The 16,132-nt window shown below is 52.7% G+C and carries 18 protein-coding genes and 1 tRNA gene; 9 read left to right on the forward strand and 10 right to left on the reverse strand.

Going from position 1 to position 16,132, the window contains the following annotated elements; genetic code table 11:
• Positions 1 to 21: 21 nt before the first annotated feature.
• Positions 22 to 1,725: a methyl-accepting chemotaxis protein gene (locus ACPUC7_RS02060; RefSeq protein WP_343551365.1), complete on the forward strand. Its 1,704-nt coding sequence runs from the start codon at positions 22 to 24 to the stop codon at positions 1,723 to 1,725.
• Between the two features lie 70 nt (positions 1,726 to 1,795).
• Here ACPUC7_RS02060 and dsrB read toward each other — a convergent pair whose 3' ends face one another.
• Both dsrB and ACPUC7_RS02070 read right to left on the reverse strand, forming a co-directional pair.
• Positions 1,796 to 1,990, reverse strand: coding sequence for a protein DsrB (gene dsrB, locus ACPUC7_RS02065; protein WP_494921573.1), 195 nt, complete (start codon positions 1,988 to 1,990; stop codon positions 1,796 to 1,798).
• A 68-nt stretch (positions 1,991 to 2,058) separates the two neighbouring features.
• Complete coding sequence (locus tag ACPUC7_RS02070) at positions 2,059 to 2,217, reverse strand: YqaE/Pmp3 family membrane protein (RefSeq protein WP_097096922.1); 159 nt, start codon at positions 2,215 to 2,217, stop codon at positions 2,059 to 2,061.
• Between the two features lie 328 nt (positions 2,218 to 2,545).
• On the opposite strand from ACPUC7_RS02070, the gene ACPUC7_RS02075 reads away from it, so the two are divergent.
• The 3 genes from ACPUC7_RS02075 (at position 2,546) to ACPUC7_RS02085 (ending at position 5,178) form a co-directional block, all read left to right on the forward strand.
• A complete protein-coding gene (locus ACPUC7_RS02075) occupies positions 2,546 to 2,779 on the forward strand; it encodes a DUF2525 domain-containing protein (RefSeq protein WP_343551363.1) in 234 nt (77 codons plus the stop codon).
• Positions 2,780 to 3,138: 359 nt separating this feature from the next.
• Positions 3,139 to 3,933, forward strand: a complete 795-nt coding sequence (locus ACPUC7_RS02080; RefSeq protein WP_494921935.1) for a mannosyl-3-phosphoglycerate phosphatase-related protein — start codon at positions 3,139 to 3,141, stop codon at positions 3,931 to 3,933.
• Between the two features lie 24 nt (positions 3,934 to 3,957).
• Positions 3,958 to 5,178: a glycosyltransferase family protein gene (locus ACPUC7_RS02085; protein ID WP_343551362.1), complete on the forward strand. Its 1,221-nt coding sequence runs from the start codon at positions 3,958 to 3,960 to the stop codon at positions 5,176 to 5,178.
• Here the strand turns inward: ACPUC7_RS02085 and dgcQ are convergent.
• The 6 genes from dgcQ to ACPUC7_RS02115 all read right to left on the reverse strand — a co-directional run bounded on the left by dgcQ (position 5,175) and on the right by ACPUC7_RS02115 (position 9,235).
• On the reverse strand, positions 5,175 to 6,827 hold the full coding sequence (gene dgcQ / locus ACPUC7_RS02090) for a cellulose biosynthesis regulator diguanylate cyclase DgcQ (protein WP_494921574.1): 1,653 nt from the start codon (positions 6,825 to 6,827) through the stop codon (positions 5,175 to 5,177). The genes ACPUC7_RS02085 and dgcQ overlap by 4 nt on opposite strands.
• 132 nt (positions 6,828 to 6,959) lie before the next feature.
• Positions 6,960 to 7,139, reverse strand: coding sequence for a YodC family protein (locus tag ACPUC7_RS02095; protein ID WP_343551360.1), 180 nt, complete (start codon positions 7,137 to 7,139; stop codon positions 6,960 to 6,962).
• A gap of 181 nt (positions 7,140 to 7,320) precedes the next feature.
• Positions 7,321 to 7,458, reverse strand: a complete 138-nt coding sequence (locus ACPUC7_RS02100; protein WP_494921951.1) for a hypothetical protein — start codon at positions 7,456 to 7,458, stop codon at positions 7,321 to 7,323.
• 40 nt (positions 7,459 to 7,498) lie between these two features.
• Complete coding sequence (locus ACPUC7_RS02105) at positions 7,499 to 8,401, reverse strand: DUF808 domain-containing protein (protein ID WP_494921575.1); 903 nt, start codon at positions 8,399 to 8,401, stop codon at positions 7,499 to 7,501.
• Positions 8,402 to 8,415: 14 nt separating this feature from the next.
• Positions 8,416 to 8,688: a hypothetical protein gene (locus tag ACPUC7_RS02110; protein ID WP_343551358.1), complete on the reverse strand. Its 273-nt coding sequence runs from the start codon at positions 8,686 to 8,688 to the stop codon at positions 8,416 to 8,418.
• A gap of 70 nt (positions 8,689 to 8,758) precedes the next feature.
• Positions 8,759 to 9,235: a very short patch repair endonuclease gene (locus ACPUC7_RS02115; RefSeq protein ID WP_343551357.1), complete on the reverse strand. Its 477-nt coding sequence runs from the start codon at positions 9,233 to 9,235 to the stop codon at positions 8,759 to 8,761.
• A 129-nt stretch (positions 9,236 to 9,364) separates the two neighbouring features.
• Here ACPUC7_RS02115 and dcm point away from each other — a divergent pair, with 129 nt between their 5' ends.
• Complete coding sequence (dcm, locus tag ACPUC7_RS02120) at positions 9,365 to 10,765, forward strand: DNA (cytosine-5-)-methyltransferase (RefSeq protein ID WP_494921576.1); 1,401 nt, start codon at positions 9,365 to 9,367, stop codon at positions 10,763 to 10,765.
• A gap of 124 nt (positions 10,766 to 10,889) precedes the next feature.
• Positions 10,890 to 12,491: a methyl-accepting chemotaxis protein gene (locus ACPUC7_RS02125; protein ID WP_494921577.1), complete on the forward strand. Its 1,602-nt coding sequence runs from the start codon at positions 10,890 to 10,892 to the stop codon at positions 12,489 to 12,491.
• A 41-nt stretch (positions 12,492 to 12,532) separates the two neighbouring features.
• Here the strand turns inward: ACPUC7_RS02125 and ACPUC7_RS02130 are convergent, their stop codons facing one another.
• Positions 12,533 to 12,781, reverse strand: a complete 249-nt coding sequence (locus tag ACPUC7_RS02130) for a hypothetical protein (protein ID WP_494921578.1) — start codon at positions 12,779 to 12,781, stop codon at positions 12,533 to 12,535.
• Positions 12,782 to 12,857: 76 nt separating this feature from the next.
• Entirely contained in the window at positions 12,858 to 13,556 is a 699-nt protein-coding gene (locus ACPUC7_RS02135) for a phosphohydrolase (protein WP_343551353.1), read from the reverse strand.
• 589 nt (positions 13,557 to 14,145) lie between these two features.
• Here ACPUC7_RS02135 and ACPUC7_RS02140 point away from each other — a divergent pair.
• The 3 genes from ACPUC7_RS02140 to ACPUC7_RS02150 all read left to right on the forward strand — a co-directional run bounded on the left by ACPUC7_RS02140 (position 14,146) and on the right by ACPUC7_RS02150 (position 15,931).
• A complete protein-coding gene (locus tag ACPUC7_RS02140; RefSeq protein WP_343551352.1) occupies positions 14,146 to 14,826 on the forward strand; it encodes an ASCH domain-containing protein in 681 nt (226 codons plus the stop codon).
• A gap of 149 nt (positions 14,827 to 14,975) precedes the next feature.
• A complete protein-coding gene (gene mtfA, locus ACPUC7_RS02145) occupies positions 14,976 to 15,752 on the forward strand; it encodes a DgsA anti-repressor MtfA (RefSeq protein WP_494921579.1) in 777 nt (258 codons plus the stop codon).
• Between the two features lie 103 nt (positions 15,753 to 15,855).
• Positions 15,856 to 15,931, forward strand: a tRNA-Asn gene (locus ACPUC7_RS02150).
• Positions 15,932 to 16,132: the final 201 nt, after the last annotated feature.

The following is a 16,132-nucleotide window of genomic DNA, read 5'->3' on the forward strand; positions in this document are numbered from 1 at the left end:
CCCTAGATAGAGAGCAAGGATATGAAAACAGCATCGATTGATGAGCAACATAAGCTCAGCATCTGGCAGAACCTGCGCCTGATGCCTTTGTTCAGTATGATCTTTGGTGGCATTCTGCTGCTTTTTGCCCTGTGCATTGGACTCGCCAGCTATTTTTTGATTCAAAGTAACAATTCCCTCAATGATGCCACCGAAGAAATTCAAATCCGCATGGGCATCTCCAACAGTTCCAACCATCTGCGTACCGCGCGTTTGAACGTGCTGCAATCCGGTGCGGCGGCACGTATTGGTGAGATGGACGGTTACCGCGCGGATTTAGCGGCCACCGAGAAGCGCATCAAGCAGGCGCGTGAAGGCTTTAAGGTGTATATGGATCGCCAAGCCAAGACACCTGAAGATATCGCGCTCGACGAACCGTTAACCGCCAGCTTTAACGCGTATATCGATAAAGGCTTGAAGCCGATGATTGAATCGGCCAAACAAGGCAGCTTTGAAGGCATTGTGGCGCAAGAGACCGATGTGACGCGCAAGCTGGATGACGCTTACAACGCGGTATTGCTGAAAGCGATTAAAATCCGTACCGATCGCGCAGAAGCGATCAATGCCGCCGCCGCGCATCAATCACGCGTCGGCTTTATCGCCATGGCCGTGGCCTTTGTGGCGGCCTTGGTGCTGGTGCTGCTGACCTTCGTGTTCCTGCGTCGCGTGGTAATTAATCCGCTGCGCCAATCGGTTGATCGCATTGAACGCATCGCACAAGGCGACCTGACCGCGCCGGAACAAGCTTTTGGCCGCAGCGAGATTGGTAGCCTGCTGCACAACCTGCAACTGATGCAGGCTTCGCTGGTGCGCACCGTTGGCACGGTACGCGAAGGTGCGGTAGCGATTTACCAAGGTTCGAGCGAAATCTCCGCCGGTAACACCGATTTATCTTCCCGCACTGAAGAACAAGCTTCGGCGCTGGAGCAGACTGCCGCCAGTATGGAGCAGTTGACCGCGACGGTGAAGCAGAACGCCGAGAACGCCCATCACGCCAGCCAGCTGGCGGCGGATGCTTCTGGCAAAGCGCGCAGCGGCGGTGATCTGGTGAATGGCGTGGTGCAAACCATGAACAATATTTCTGGCAGCTCGAAGAAGATTGCCGAAATCACCAACGTGATTAATAGCATCGCCTTCCAGACCAACATTCTGGCCTTGAACGCCGCAGTGGAAGCGGCACGCGCCGGTGAACAAGGCCGCGGCTTTGCCGTGGTGGCCAGCGAAGTGCGTAATCTGGCCCAGCGCAGTGCGCAGGCAGCGAAAGAGATCGAAACCTTGATCGCCGAATCGGTGGGATTGATCACCAACGGTTCGCGTCAGGTCGGTGAAGCCGGTAGCACCATGGGCGAGATTGTCGAAGCGGTGCGCCGCGTGACTGACATCATGGCGGAGATTGCGGCAGCGTCTGATGAGCAAAGTCGCGGCATTCAGCAGGTGAGCCTGGCGGTGACCGAGATGGATAACGTGACACAGCAGAACGCCTCGCTGGTTGAAGAGGCGTCTTCTGCGGCGGCGTCGCTGGAAGATCAGGCGGGCCGATTGACGCAGGCGGTGGCGGTGTTCCGTCTCAATGACAGCCCGGCAGCGCAGCTGGTGAAATCTGCACCATCGGCGTTGCGTGCGCCAACGTTGACGCCACGTCCGGCATTGGCCTCGGCGGGTAATGATAATTGGGAAACGTTTTAATCTGTTTTAGGAAAGGTCGCCATGAATGGCGACCCTACGTTATCAGGTTCGCATTTATGCGCACCTGACATTACGCCTCTACATACGGCTCAACAAATATCCCTTCCGCGTGGTCGCTCTCATTAAAGAACCAAATCCCCAACGGATAATCTTCCAGCGCCACGAGATACATGATGCCTTCATTAAATGCTTCCACTGCCAGCACCGTACCTAAGCGGCGCGGGCCGCCGTCGGTTTTCACTGTAACGCGGTCATTCACCTTCATTGATTACTCTCCACAAATAGTCCTGCGACACAGTTTAACGGAAGATAATCAATGCTGCCTGATCGCGATCAGCGTCGAGCGATAACCCACACCGCATGCACGATGCCGGGAATGTAGCCACATAGCGTCAACAGGATGTTGAGCCAGAAAGCACCGCCAAATCCTACTTGCAGGAAAACGCCCAGCGGCGGCAGTAAAATCGCTATCACAATACGTAAAAAATCCATATTCGCTCCCTGATATCACTTAACAATCAATCGCTAAGCATAGACGCTGTCATGCACTTCGCGCTGAAAAACAGGTAAAGCTCTGTCAATATCAGACTTTTCGCTTTCTTAACATTTCATGGCGAGACTTTTGACGCAGCCAACTCGTACACTTCTCCTCACTGCACCAACCCCAAAGGCGCAGTCAACCTAAAAGTAACAAGGATTTTTGCCCGCGCAGCGCGGGCTTTTTTTTGCCCGCCATTTACCCTCGCCGCCGCCTTTTTCAGCAACGTCTATACTTGCAAACTATACGGGTAATTCATCCGACCGCCTCTGGGAGGGCGCCATGACGACGGCAAAAGAGTACAGCGAGAATGTGCAGCGCGAAGTCAATATTGATGTCGATGCGCTGCTGGAAGCGATTCAGAAGAAAACTTCCGGCGAAGTGAAAGAGTTTATGGAAGCTGAACACGCGCATCGCGTCAAAGTGAATGGCGAAGCTTATGACTCCTACACCGAGTTAGCCGAAGCCTTTGAACTCGATATCCGCGACTTCGCCATTACCGAAGTGAATCGCTGAAATCGATTACAAAAAAATACCCGGCACTCAGGCCGGGTAAAGTAAATCAGTAAATTCGTTACACCAGGGAATTCTTAACACCTGGTCAGATTACGCCTTAGTGCACTTAAGACAAGTCTTAACCCTGCAAGCTAATCGAACAATTTCGTCTATCCTTTCACGCTAACTGCCGTTAACACCGCGCCACGGCTGATGATTTTCTGTGCACGAATCGTGCATGGAGGATTCTGCAGCGGCTAGCATTTAAGAATTATCCTGGTTGTAGTGGTCAAGCTCACGCGAAAAAGTGTGATCGCCATTACGCTATTATACTGATTACTCTCTGCTTTACGGATGCCTTTGGCGTAAGGAGTGTGATGATGCTGAGTCTGAACGCGTCTCTGCTGATCGTTACCGATCTGGATGGCTCATTACTGGATCACCATGACTACAACTGGGATGCCGCCAGCGAATGGTTGGCGCGGCTGAAACAACATCAAATCCCGCTGGTGATTTGTTCCAGCAAAACCGCTGCGGAGATCATCCCACTGCAAAAACGTTTGGGGATCATCGGCGCCCCGTTTATTGCGGAAAACGGCGCGCGCGTGGCGTTGGAGGCACAAACACCGCCGGAAGAACCCAGCGCCGCCTACCGTGCGCTGTGCCACACGCTGCAAGGCTTGCAAACGCAATTCCGCTTCAACGGTTTTCATCAATTTAGCGATGCCGATGTGGCGCGTTTCACCGGTTTAACGCTGGCCGAAGCCAGCCAAAGCCGCTTACGTGAAGCTTCAGAGGTGGTGTTGTGGCGTGATGACGAACATCGCTTAGCGGCATTTCGCGAGGAATTAGCTAAACACAATCTGGCGCTAACCCAAGGGGGTCGCTTCTGGCACGTCATGCCCGCCGGCAGCGGCAAAGGCATCGCGCTGGAACAGATCACCCAACATTTCGCGCAACGGGAAGGGCAACCGCGCATCACCATTGGGCTGGGCGACGGGCCCAATGATGTGCCCATGCTGGAGCGCGTCGATTATGCCGTGGTGATCAAGGGCTTCAGTAAAACGCCAGTCAACCTGCAACGCAGCGATACAAACAACGTTTACCACACCGCGCACGTTGGCCCGCAAGGCTGGCGTGAAGGTCTGGACTATTTTCTTGCGCCTAACGATTAATGGCCTAACCAGGAGGATGAGACGATGAGTGATTTTTACCAGAATGGTGTCATTACTAATTTCCATAATCTCACCCACCGCAGCGTTGAATCGCTGGAAAAAGAGATGGTGCGCTTTGCGCGCAAACGCAAAATGGGGCTGATTTTACCGTCGCTGTTTTCTGAACTTGAAGGGCCAGCGTTGGATAACATCGTTAATGAACTGGCAAAAGTGCCCTACCTCGATGAAATCGTTATCGGGCTGGATCGCGCCGATCGCGATCAGTTTATGTTTGCGCGTGAGTTCTTCTCACGCCTGCCGCAACGGCATCGCATTTTGTGGAACGATGGCCCGCGCCTCAAAGCGCTGGATGCCGAATTAGACAAAGAGGGATTATCGCCGAGCCAACCTGGTAAAGGCCGCAATGTGTGGTTCTGTACCGGCTACACGCTGGCGTCGGATCGCACCCAATGCGTGGCGCTGCACGATTGCGATATCGTCACCTACGAACGGGGTATGCTGGCGCGATTGCTGTATCCGCTGGCCAATCCGGCGTTTCAATACGAGTTCTGCAAAGGCTTCTACGCACGCGTCGCCGATGGCAAATTGAATGGCCGCGTTGGCCGTTTGCTGGTCGGCCCGCTGTTACGTTCGCTGCAAAAAGTCTACGGCCATTCGGAATATCTCGATTATCTCACCAGCTTCCGTTATCCGCTGTCCGGCGAGTTTGCCATGCGCACCCATGTGCTGAACGGCATTAAGATTCCGGGCGATTGGGGATTGGAGATTGGCGTGCTGTCGGAGATCTATCGCAACTACACCACACGCCAAACCTGTCAGGTGGAGATTGCCGATAACTACGATCATAAACATCAGCCGCTGGCCGAGGATGATGGCACCGGCGGCCTGAAGCGCATGAGCAACGACATCGTGCAGTCACTGCTGCGTAAGCTGGCAACCATGGGCGTGCCGCTCACCAGCGATTCGTTCCGCGTGTTGAAAGCCACCTATTATCGCAATGCGCTCGATATGATGGAGATCTACAACCACGAAGCCACCATGAATGGCCTCAAGTTTGATCAGCACATCGAAGAAGCGGCGGTTGAGATGTTCACTCAGGCAATTCTTGATGCCGGGCAATCCTTCATTGAGCGTCCCAATGAGAAGCCATTTATCCCCAGCTGGAGTCGCGTGCAATCGGCCTTCCCCGACATCCTGCAACGTATTTATCAGGCGGTGGAAGAGGACAACGACGGCAAGGTTTAATCGCTGCCGCACACCTGATTACGCCCCTGGGTTTTGGCGCGATACAACCGGCTGTCGGCGCTGGCTTGCAGACTTTCGGCATCGTAATCGCCCTGCGCTTCACTGCTGCTCACACCCGCCGACAGCGTAACGCTGAAGGTGGTGCTGGCGTTAATCAAGATGATTTTCGCCTCGAGGCGCGCACGGATGCGCTCCGCCACCGCCTTCGCCTCTTCCAGCGAGGTTTCCGGCAGCACGATACAAAACTCTTCGCCGCCGATGCGCCCTGCTACATCGTATTTGCGTAACGTGTGGCTAATCACGCTCGCCACGCGAATCAACGCCTGATCGCCCGCATGATGTCCCCAGGTATCGTTGACCTTTTTGAAGTGATCGACATCCAGCTGGATCACCGCAATCGGCGTGTGTTGCTGACTGCCGCGTAGCGCTAAGGCCACAAACTGCTCGAAGAAGGCGCTACGATTGAGTAAGCGCGTTAAGCCATCGTAATTGGCACGCCAGGTCAGTTTGGCCGACATCGCATCCATACGTTTCACCAGACGGAAAATCACCTGATGCGCCACCGCCAGCAGCAGCACGAACAGCAGCCACATGCCCAACATGAACAGCGCCACGCGGCCCAACTCCTGCGAGAATCCCTGGCGCAAGCTTTGGATGTTGATCAGATAGGCATCGACGTTTTTCAGCTTGCTCCAGGTGGCGAACTGCGTTCCGAGCCGCAGCACACCGGCAGGCTGTTGCAAAATACGCTGCTTCAGACGCGCTTCTTGTTCATCGGTGAGCGGCTTATCATTAGGTGCATGCAGCCGGGTGACCTCTTGCAGTGAGCGATCCACCAACAGCAATTTGCCCTGCAACAAACTGTGCCGCGTGGTTTCCATCAGATCGTGGATACGTTGCTGGGTGAAATCCATCGACAGCACGCCATACCAATAGTTGTTGCTGTAAATCGGCGAGCTAACGGTCAACATCAACCCTTCATTGAACATGCCTTGATAACCTTTGGTCCAGCGCAGCGTTGCATGGTTTGGATTGCTCGGATCCTGATCGCGGAAATAGGGGCGCTGCGTCATGATCGCGTAGCTTTGCTCCAGTTCCTGTGCACTTTGCGGTGGGCGCGAACTGATAAAGAAACCGGCGCGTGAGATGTACCAAAAGCGCGAATGAAAATCCTTGCTGGCATCGCCAAACTGCATGATAAAGCTGAACTCCAGCGCGGCGCGCAACTCTTGATCGAGATGGCGGCTGTCGCGGATTAACAGCGAATCACGCATCAGCCAGCTATCGCTCACGCCGTTGATTGGCATGCTGCGTGGGCTGGAAAGCTGCAATTGCCACGAAGGCTGCTGGCGCACTTGCTGGAAGCGCGCAATGGTTTCACGCGCGTGATCGGAATCCAGCGGATGGGTGAGCGCATAGTTAAGCATCTGCTGGTAATAGAGCAGCTCATCAATGCTTTCCTGGAACTGGCTATCTAGGTTTTTCTGGATTTCAGAAAGCTGCGCGCGCTGGCGTTGTTCGTAATTATTTTTGAGCTCTATCGCTTCATGGGTGGTGAGAAACGCGGAGAAAAGAAAGACCGCCAGAAAGCAGAGATGAACCGATAAAAACGGATTACCTAAACGTTGCGAGAATGGCGAGGTTGGCATGCGCAGCCGTGCTCCGGAAAGAGACGAATGCGGAAAGTGTAGTCAGTTGCAGAGAAAGCGTACAGACAAGGATCAAAGTAAAATCAGCGAGCTAAAACAATTCGGGACGGTCCACAACCGTCCCGAATGCGGTTAACTGGCCATCTGTTGCGCGCTGGATAAGTGACTGAGTTCGTCACTGCGAAACGCTTCGCGCCGCACGCTGTAGCCGTCATACCAACGACACTCAACCATTCCACTGGCATTGTCAGTCACCACCATAATGGTGCCGCCCTGTTTGTGCTGAACTTCGTCGCCCATAGCAAAGATCATACCGCACCTCCTTCTTCATCGTTAAATGACCGATGTTAGGTATAGCAGCTGCGCCGGATTTTTTCCTATATGAGAAAGTTATTAATGCATCTTATGCAGAATAAGCAGTTAAAAATGCTGAGAATAAAAAAAGCCGACAAGATTACTTGTCGGCTTTGATAGCACTTCCTGAACAGGAAACTTAGATTTTGCAGCCTTCACAATCCGCTTCGTCGCTGATGTCGGCTGGCACTTCGTTGGCTTTTTCTGCCGCTTTGGCTTCAGCCTGTTCCAGCTGTGCATCGATATCGAATTCAAACATATCGTCGTTCATCATCATCTCCCGGTCGTGATTAGCAATTTCCTGCGCTTTATAACGATTAACCGCGCAGCTTGGCAATCAGATTTACACCTAACAGCACGATCGACCCAACGATAAAGCCGATCACCAGATTGGTGCCGTTGCTCAGCAGCGCTGAAACCAACCCGTTGAAACCGGTGCTGTATTCAGTGATGGCGTGATGCAGCGGCGTGATGCCATGCACGATAATACCGCCACCAACCAAAAACATCGCAATGGTGCCGACCAGCGTCAGCGCTTTCATTAACCACGGTGCAAACGCTAACAACGCGCCGCCAATCGCCTGCGCGACGGTGGACGATTTCTGTTTCAGCCACAATCCGAGGTCGTCAATTTTTACGATCATCGCCACGATGCCGTATACGCCGATGGTGACCAAAATCGCCACCCCCGCCAGAATCAGCACCTGATTCAGCAACGGCGCTTCCGAGACGATGCCCAAGGTAATCGCCACAATTTCCGCCGAAAGGATGAAGTCGGTGCGAATCGCGCCTTTTACTTTGTCCTTTTCAAATGCACGCGGATCTTGCTTAGCCAGTTTATCCAGGCGCTGCTGACGGGCTTCCGGGCTTTGTTCCGCTTTGTCGTGATTCAGGCTGTGCAGCACCTTTTCCACGCCTTCGTAACAAAGATAGGCACCGCCAATCATCAATAACGGCGTAATCAACCACGGCGCGAACGCTGAAATCACCAGCGCCAACGGCACCAGAATCAATTTATTTAAGAACGAGCCTTTGGCTACGCCCCACACCACCGGCAATTCACGGTTGGCTTTGACGCCGCTCACCTGTTGCGCATTTAGCGACAGATCATCGCCCAATACGCCTGCCGTCTTCTTTGCTGCTACTTTTCCCATCACCGAGATATCGTCGAGCAGCGTCGCAATATCATCCAAAAGCGTTAATAAACTGGTTCCTGCCAAAATGGTGTTCCTTATTATTCCGGTTGGTGATCCTGACAACAGGGGCAACGCTCAATCATTGTCACCGTCATATCAGCGATGCCCGCACAGTCCCATTCAACGCGTAATGGCCCGCTTACATCTCCGGCATGCAAATATTTGCTTACCGGGCTTTCCGTCATGCCGCTGATCTCTTCGGTGGCAACCAAGGTGTCGCCAAGATAAATGCGCGCCGTTGCATGGGTGTTCACCATCCGCTCGTCGCGGAGTTGATACAGGCGCTTGACGGTCAGTTTGATGCTGTTCATGGCTCAATTCCGCGTCCCAGAGAAAAGGAAGATCTAAACTGTTCTGCTGGCTAAAAGCAACAATCAGACGCTATTCAACGCGATAGTGATGCAATCCTTGATGATCGATTTCGCTGCTGTCGGTAGCGGCCAGCAGCCACTCTTCCAGCCGTTCGATCAGTGCCGCGTCGTCCAATTGCAGTTTGCCGCGCAGCGCGCATTCCCAGACGATCAGCACTTTCCAGCCGCCTTCACGCAGTTGCTGGATGTAGCGCCTGTCACGCTCCACGTTGCTGTTAATTTTGCCGCTCCAGAATTCGGTGCGCGTCGCTGGCATTTTGAACAGATAACAATGATGACGATGCCAGAAGCAGCCATGAACAAAGATGATCGCTTTTTCGGCGGGCAAGACGAAATCTGGCCGGCCCGGCAGCGCTTTATCCTGCACGCGATAGGTAAAGCCGCGATCTTTAAGAATCAACGCAATACGCTGCTCAATCGCCGTATCCTGATTACGAATGGCACGCATATTTTTGCTGCGAATATCTTGCGAGTGGACGTCTGCCATGGCGTCTCCTTGTTATTAGGGCTCCTTCAACTTTAGCGGTTTAGGCTAAAAGCGAAAGCACACGCCACGCCAATTTCCTCGTTGCGTGATGAGTGTTAGCATAGCCGCCTCTCTGTTAAGGAAAAACGCATGCTTGCTATTGATCCCGCCGCGCCTGTTTCACCCGCCTCTTCTGCTGCTCATCATGATGATGCCTCTGCGCTGTTATTGCAGGTGCTGGATATCTATGCGGCCCGCGATGTGGTGGAACGCTTAAGCGAAGCCGGCGGTCGTGACTGGAGCGTGCCGCGTTTGAACCGCATTCGCACCGGCAAAAGCATTGCACCAGCGCTTTCCAGCGCGGAAGTGACCTGCCTTCAAGCGTTGCTGCCCACGCGCCCGGCGCATTATGACGACGCCAAATTCCGTTTCATCGACTTGTTTGCTGGCATTGGCGGCATTCGCCGTGGCTTTGAACAGATCGGCGGCCAATGCGTATTTACCAGCGAATGGAATAAGGAAGCGGTGCGCACTTACAAAGCCAATTTGTACAGCGATCCGCAGCAGCATCAATTCAACAGTGATATCCGCTTAGTGACGCAACCGGCTGGGCTGAGTGATGAACAGGCGATTTATCAGCACATTGACCGTACCATTCCCGATCATCAGGTGTTGCTGGCCGGTTTTCCTTGTCAGCCGTTTTCACTGGCGGGCGTGAGCAAGAAGAATGCGTTAGGACGCGCGCACGGTTTTGAGTGTGAAGCACAAGGCACCTTATTCTTCGATGTGGCGCGCATTCTCGCCGCCAAAAAGCCGCCGTTCTTTGTGCTGGAAAACGTAAAAAACCTCAAAAGCCACGATAAAGGCCGCACCTTTGCCATCATCATGTCAACGCTGGATGAGCTTGGTTATGACGTCGCCGACGCCGACGAGAGTGGTTTGCCGGACGCGAAGATCATCGATGCGCGCCACTTCTTGCCGCAGCATCGTGAACGTATTGTATTGGTGGGCATTCGCCGCGATAGCGGGCTCAGCAACGGCTTTACGCTGCGCGCCCTGCCCGCGCTCTACCCAAAGAAAGTGCCGTCATTGCACAGCCTGCTGGAAAGCGCGCCTGAAGCCAAATACACCTTGTCGCCCACGCTGTGGAATTATCTCTATCAATACGCCAAAAAGCACAAAGCCAAAGGCAACGGCTTTGGTTTCGGCCTTAACGATCCGCGTAATCTAAATGTTTGCGTACGCACCTTGTCGGCGCGCTATTACAAAGATGGATCGGAAATTCTGATCGATCGCGGCTGGGATCACGCGCAGGGTGAAGCGGATTTCCAGCAAGCAGAAAATATGGCACGTCGTCCACGACGTTTAACCCCGCGTGAATGTGCGCGACTGATGGGTTTTGAAGCGCCGGGCGAAGCACAGCTGCGCATTCCGGTATCGGATACCCAAGCCTATAAGCAGTTTGGCAATTCGGTGGTGGTGCCGGTATTTGCTGCGGTGGCGCAATTGTTGTTGCCGCTGATTGAGCAGCATTCAGCACAAAACACCTAGCTTTTACCCAGCACAATTTCATTTAGTGCCGCGCTTTGTGCTGTTTTCGGAATAATCTCAATCTCTGTCACAAAGCTGTCACGCGCGCTGCCAATACTCGCCTTTTATTTTTTGGAGGCGTTCGATGTCACTCCTTTCCGTTATCTCCCTACCGATGCGTCTGCACGCGCGGTTATCATTCCGCGTCCCGCTGTGGCTCACCAGTTTACGTAGCCAGTTCCTGCTATTTATCGTGCTGTTTTGCGCCTTGCAGTTTGCCGGCGTGCTGTTGCTGAATAATCATGTCAATCAGACGCAAACCTCTCTGCAACAGGCGAATCAACTACGGGAACGCCTGGCGCTACTGGATAAAGCGCGCATTGAGTTGCTGACCGCCAGTGACAATAGCCACCGCGCCGGCATCTATTTGATGCAGGATCAACAAAGTGGCTCGGTAGATAGCTGGAAAAGTCTGGCAGCAGCAGCAGATGATTCACTGAAGCAAGCGCAGCAACAATTCGCCGCTTATCATGCCAATAAAGACAGCCCGCTGGCGCAAGGTTTTGCCATGCTGGCCGAAGGTTTGCAGGAGCAGCTAAAAGGCTTAGCCGCCAACGATATCAATGCCTTTTTCATGGTGCCGATGCAGGCGTTTCAGCAGCAATTTAACGATGCGTGGTTCAGCGAAATCGAGCAGGCCAACCATCAACTTAGCGACGTCAATCACAACACGCTCAGCACCTTAAAGCAGAGCCGCAATATGTCGATGATCGTCTGCGCGGTGTTGATGGCGCTGCTGGCGCTGGCTTCCAGCTTGCTGATGCGCGGCGTGTTGCTGCCGCTGCGTCGTGCCAATGCGCAGCTCGAACACATCGCCACCGGCGATCTGGTGCCGACTCACGATACGCCGCGCCGCCAGTCGCTGGAAACGCGCCAGTTATTCACATCCATTGATACCATGCGCAGCGGCTTGCAGCAGATTGTCAGCGACATCAATACTGTGGCCGTCAGCGTGGCGGCCGGTGCTGAAGAGATGCAGCAGAACAATGAGAAAGTGATGCAGCAGCATCAAGCGCAAAATGCCAGCTTCCATCATCTGTCGCAGCGTCTGGATCGCGTGTCGGAAGAGGTTGAAATCGGCGCGCAGTTCTCGCAGCAGGCTACACAAGAAGCGCAATCGGCGGACGCGTTGATGCGTAACTGCGCGGTTGAAGTCGATAACATGGAAAACCAGATGCAAGAGATCGTCAACGCGGCGGGCGATATCTCCGGCATCGTTGGCATGCTGGATAATCTTTCGATGCAAACCCGTTTACTGTCGTTGAACGCGGCAATCGAATCCGCCCACGCTGGCGCGTATGGCCGCAGCTTCTCGGTGGTGGCGAAAGAGATGGGTTTACTGTCGCAAAAAAGTGGTGAATCAACGCGCCAGATTGATGGTCTGATTCAGCATACGCAGCAGCACGTCAATGATGGCTTTGAGAAAGTACAGGCATTGGAAGTGTTGTTTGCGCAGATCAGCGGCGCAGTATCCGGCGTGGTGACGCAGTTGAGCGAGCTACAGCAAAACAGTGCGGCGCAAAGCCATCGGGTGAAAAAGATTGCGCTGGAGGTGGTCGAGATGAGTGGACAGCTGCAACAAAACGAAGCGTTAAACGCCCATCAAGTGCATTCGGCAACCCAGTTACGTGAACTGTCGGATCGACTGGCGCAGCGCGCGCAGCAGTTTCGCGTCAGTAACGCTTAACAAACCGCAATAAAAAACCCGCCAATCGGCGGGTTTTTTGTTTATTTCTTCTTCTTGCCTTTCTTCAGCAGCGCACGGATCTGCTTCAGTTCTGTTGCGGAGAGTTGTTCTGTTACCGCTTCTTCGGTATGCAGGCTATCCACGGTTGGCTGCTCACCCGCATCCAAACTGGCCTGTAAACGATTAACGATCTCCTGACTCATGGAGATTTGATTATCTGCAGCTAACTGTTTGATGTGCTCTTTCAGTGCCGGTTCAATCTTAATGGTTAAGTTTACGGTCTCGGTCATCTTCATACTCCCTTTTAATTTACAACAACGTAGCGGAAGAAGATGAAATTTAACAGACTGTCATAAAAATTTAATATTAAGAGTGTATAGGGCTGAAATCCCTTAACACCGATTCATCTATTGATGTCAGATTGCCTTGCAACTCCGCGCACAGCTTGCCCATGTAGTTGACCAAAAAGTCGGCGTTATGCTCTGCCAGCAGGCGCCCTGCTTCGGTTTGCATGGTTTGCGGCAGACGCAGTAATTTCTTCTGAAAGTGATCCAGCGTCCACTTTACATCGTCTAATTCACGCTCTTTTCCCAGCGGATCTTCACTATCAAACAGCGGTCGACCCAATGCGCCCGCAGTGTAGAAAACGCGCGCCAGGCCGATAGCTCCTAAAGACTCGAGACGATCGGCGTCCTGCACGATTTTCGCTTCCAGCGTATGCGGCGCGATACCGGCGCTGAAACTGTGTGCCTGCACCGCGTGTGCCACGGCATCCAGCAACTCCAGCGGAAAATCGGGGAAATCTTGCTGCAAGATTCGGCGGGTTTCTTCCGCCGCGTAGGTTGAAGCCAAATGACGTTCTGGATGGTTTTTCGGCAGGTTAACCACATCGTGGAAATAACAGGCGGTTAACACCACCATCGGATCAGCGTCGCTGTGTTGCATGATGCGTTTCGCACTCATCCAAACGCGGCGCAGGTGCGCGATATCGTGGGCTTTGTCGTCATGCAGCCAGTTCAGCTGCAGCCAGTTCTCGTAGCGTTGTTGCCAGTGAGTGAGAGACATCGTGCTTCTCCTTTTATTGCTGTTATCAAGCACCGCTCATGCAGGGTGCTGCTCCTGTGGACATCATAGCGGTTGGGTAATGACACTTTTTTTACATCCCTCCCGGATGTGCAAAGCGTAAAAATGCGATCACGATCATGTTATAGCGCTGTTAACGGCCGTTGCACAGCACCTAATACGATTTAGGTATTTCCTTACTGCCGTTTTAGTTAAATAACTCTGTTAAACACAGGTAATGTATTTTGCCCACAAACAAATTTCGCGCTGGAAGAATATTCCAGTTATATGTGCTGATTTATGCGGTTTATTAAGGAGAGTTCAACAGGGTATAATCTGAAACGGTTCCCATTCTGGCCTTTATAACGTACTGTATCTGGGAAAATTCTGACTTCGAACCCTTTGCGAGGCCGGTGACAGCACACATTTTGCTTATGAGCCATTTTTAAAAGCTAAAATCGCAGAAATAGCCTGATTATGAGGCGACAAATTATTAAGCAAACTGATTCAAACCCATTAAGCTAACTCTCACTTCTGCCAAGGCGGATGTTTTCGACAGTTTCCGGGTTTGTGACACTACATGAGGTATGCAATGAAAGAACGGCCGATTCTTTTTTCTGAACAGCGGGTGCGCGCCCTGTTGGTTGGCCAGCAAACGCAGACCCGACGCATAATGAAAACCCAGGCGTTTGGCCCGGGGCAAGATCATCACGAAGGCGTGCATGCGTTTGATGTCAGCGCCAACCATCTGCACGGTTATAAATTGATGTCGATGGCCGATGTCAGCTCTCACTGCCCGTTTGGTCAGGCTGGTGACAGTTTGTGGGTGCGGGAAACCTGGCGTGGCCCGATTGTGCCGGAAGCGTTACTCGCTGAATATGAGCGCGATCCGCTGCCTTTCCGCAAATCGTCGTTTTGTCAGTATCGTGCCGACAGCAATGAACTCGGCCAATTAGATGAAGACGTCCAACACGCCGAGCAATTTGGCTGGCAAACTGCCATTCATATGCCGCGCTGGGCCAGTCGCATTGATTTGCAAATCACTTCGGTGCGCGCGGAGAAGATTCAGGACATCAGCGAAGATGACATCATGGCCGAAGGTGTGCAGACCGATACGCACTTCCTGAACAACTTCTTCACCATGAACATGAATGCGGAATCGCCGAAAGAAGCCTATCGCAAAGCGTGGCAGAAGCAGTACGGCGCCACCAGTTGGGAAGTGAATCCGTGGGTGTGGGTTATCGCCTTTGAGCGCGTGGTGCGCGAAGGTTAAATTCCTTTATACCAATATTCATCAGGTCGTCATTTGTGACGACCTTTTTTATGCCTTCCGTCTGGTTTGCAACTCCAATCACAGACAAATCGTGTTGCAGCTGATTTAATAATCGGCTTTGAGTCCGCCCCTGAAGAGTGAGTGACGCGATGTTCAAATGGCCGTGGCATGCGCAAATAGAAACTTCAGTTACCGCGCTGCCGTGGCAATCAGCGTTAGCGCAGCCGATCTTTTCCCTGCTCGATCCATCAGAACAAAACGCGCTTGTCGCGTTAGCACAGCGTTTCTTGCAACAGAAAAAAATCACCCCGTTACAGAATCTGCAACTTGATGATCTGCTGTTGGCGCGTCTGGCTTTGCTGTTTTGCCTACCAGTGCTCAAGCTGGGCTTTGAATGGCTCGACGGCTTTCACGAAGTACTGATTTATCCCGAACCTTTTAACGTCGATGATCGTTGGGAAGATGACAACGGCTTAGTGCATCACGCGCCCGCCGTGCATGCGGGACAAAGCTGGACGCAAGGCCCAGTAGTGTTGAACGCGCTGGATATTCAGGATTCGTTCGACCTTTCGGGCTTTAATCTGGTAATCCATGAAGTGGCGCATAAACTGGATGCGCGCGGCAGTGGCTATACCAGCGGCATTCCGGTGATGCCGCTGCGCGATGTTGCCGATTGGGAAAAAGATTTGCAGCAGGCGATGGCAGAGATAGAAGCGGAAGTGGAGTTGGTCGGCGAACAAGCCGCCACCATCGATCCTTACGCCGCCAGCGATGCCGCTGAATGCTTTGCCGTGCTCTCCGAGTATTTCTTCAGCGCACCAGACTTATTAGCCAATCGCTTTCCGGTGATGTATCGCCATTTACAGCAGTTCTATCGCCAGGATCCGCTGGCACGATTGATGTTATTGACATCGGAACCTGCTTAAATCGCGATCGCTTTGTACTATTGCTAGCCAATTGAATATAAATGTGTTTTAAGCTGTTGACACCCGACGGAGGCGCCATTAATATTCGCCTCGTTCACACGATTCCTCTGTAGTTCAGTCGGTAGAACGGCGGACTGTTAATCCGTATGTCACTGGTTCGAGTCCAGTCAGAGGAGCCATATTTAGAGTAGCCCGCTTAGGAAACTAAGCGGGCTTTTTGCTTTTCTACTCTCATTTCAACAACAGTTCATTTTTGAACCTTTGTCCTCTTTGCGCCGCCAAAGAATGCCAAAACATCGCTAATTAATCATAAAAGTATCAAAAATGACACTTTTCACTTTTAACCTCGAATTTTGTTGTGCTTTTTCACATGAAGCTAG

This window comes from Pantoea sp. CFCC18179 (assembly GCF_059412405.1).